2 protein-coding genes are annotated in these 1,939 nt (G+C 73.2%); both read left to right on the top strand.

Annotation, left to right across the window (positions count from 1 at the left end):
• Positions 1–355 precede the first annotated feature (355 nt).
• The gene (locus VGR06_RS14745) at positions 356–1,057 is read left to right on the top strand and encodes a hypothetical protein (protein WP_327559634.1); all 702 of its coding nucleotides are present in this window, start codon (positions 356–358) and stop codon (positions 1,055–1,057) included.
• A gap of 64 nt (positions 1,058–1,121) precedes the next feature.
• The coding region (locus VGR06_RS14740; protein WP_327559633.1) for an MFS transporter at positions 1,122–1,939 on the top strand (818 nt) is incomplete at its 3' end.

Genomic DNA, 1,939 nt, shown 5'->3' with positions numbered 1-1,939 from the left:
ATCCCCTCCGCGAATGGGACCTCGACAGCGCGCGGCCTGGCCCGTCTGTTCGCGATGTTGGCGATGGGCGGCGAGCTGGACGGTGTCCGGCTGCTGTCGCCTCAGACGGTGCGCGCCTTCGGCACGGTGCAGGTGCGCAGCCCCCGATGCGACCAGCGAGGATGACCCGGGCGGGCAGTCGCTGATCGTGCGTTCTCCGCCGGGCTGATCGATGCGCTCTACCGGTGTGTGGGCGATTCCTGACGGCCAGCGAAGCAAGAGCGGATGGTCACTGGTCGTTGAGCACGCTTTGTCGCCGGGAGATCGTGATGGAGATTCGCGAGATCACCCACCGGCTCCAGAGAAAGGATCGCGCATGCCTGTCACAGCCACGTCGCCTCCCGATCGTGGGGCGCTGAGCGGCCTCCTGACCGGCGTCAGTTTCATCGCCGGGGTGGCCGGAGCGATAGCCCTCGCCGATGGTCCCTTCCCGCGCCCCGGCGCGGACCCCACCCAGATCCGCGAGTACTTCGCCCAGAACGCCGGCCCGGCCCGGCTGAGCGCGGCCGGCCAGGCGATCTCGGCGGCCTCACTGGTCCGGTTCACCACGTCAGTAGCCAAGCTGGCCGGGCGCACCGGCCGAGGGTCGCGCGTGCTCCGGGCGGCGGCGGTCGCCGGCGGCGGGCTCGCCGCCGCGTCGCTGGCGACCTCCGCGGTGACCCACGCCATGCTCACCGGCCAGCATGATGACGACGACGCGGCCAAGCTGGCCCGGCGGGAGTTCGTGGCCGGCGGTGTCGTGCACGGCGTCGGGTTCGGCGTGCTCACCGGCGCGCTCGCGCTGGCCGGGCTGCGCACCGGTGAACTGCCCCGGCCGGTGGCGATCACCGGGCTGATCTCGGCGGCCTCGAGCCTGCTCTCGCCGCTCTACTTCCTCTGGGAGCCCGCGGGGTGGCTCATCCCGGCCGGGCGCTTCCCCGGGTTGGTGGTCAGCGGCATCGCCGGGGTCAGGCTCGCCCGCGGCGCACGCCCGCTCCAGCAGGCCGCAGACCTCGCGTTCCGCCGAGGGCACACCTGACGGATGTACGGCGCAAGGGGCCTTTGCCGCGATCCTGGCGCCCACGGCCCTGTCGCTGCTCGCCGTGACCTTCACCGAACCCGCCGAGCGGGCAAGAGCGTTCGCGGTCTACGGCGGGATCGCCGGCAGCGGCGGCACCGCCGGCCTGCTCCTCGGCGGCGAGCTGACCCAGTACCTCGCCTGGCGGTGGTGCCTGTACGTGAACGTGCCGATCGCGGTCATCGCCGTGGCCGGCGGCTGGGTCGCGCCCCCCGACCTGCGCCCGGCGGGCAGGCCGCGCCTTGACGTCCCCGGCGTGCTGCTCGCGACCGGCTCCCTGGCCGCCGTGGTCGACGCCTGCACCCAGGCCGGTGTCCCACGGCTGGGGTGCGCACACAGTGGTCGGCCTCTTCGTGGCGGGCACGGTCGGGCTGGCGCTGTTCGTGGCGCAGGAGTCCCGCTCGGCCAGCCCGCTGCTGCCGCTGCGCATCGTGGCCGACCGCAACCGCGGTGGCGCGTACCTGGCGGCGGCCCTTGCGGTCGTCGGCATGTACGGCATGTTCCTGCGCTCACCTACTACTTCCAGGTCGTTCTGCGGTTCTCGCCCGTGCGGGCGGGGCTGGCGTTCCTGCCGATGACCACGGCGGTCGTGGCTAGCTCCGCGGGTATCGCCAGCCCCCTGCTGCCCCGCGTGCCGCCAAGGGCACTGATCGCTCCCGGCCTGCTGGTGGCCACCGCCGGGCTGGTGTGGCTCACTCAGCTTCACCCCGACAGCGCCTACGCCACCCACGCCCTGCCCGCCGAGATCCTGACCGGCCTGGGCATCGGCTGCGTGTTCGTGCCGGTCTTCAGCCTCGCCACCCAAGGAGTCGCCCCACACGAGACCGGGATCGCCTCGGCGAT

This window comes from Actinophytocola sp. (assembly GCF_036002505.1).
Lineage (GTDB): Bacteria > Actinomycetota > Actinomycetes > Mycobacteriales > Pseudonocardiaceae > DASYTH01.
The sequence above is the reverse complement of the archived record's forward strand: the minus strand, read 5'-3'. Positions and strand labels throughout refer to the sequence as shown.

Bases quoted from the DNA above. Each gene is read 5' to 3' on its own strand.
- VGR06_RS14745 (WP_327559634.1), top strand. From the start codon at position 356: ATGCCTGTCACAGCCACGTCGCCTCCCGATCGTGGGGCGCTGAGCGGC.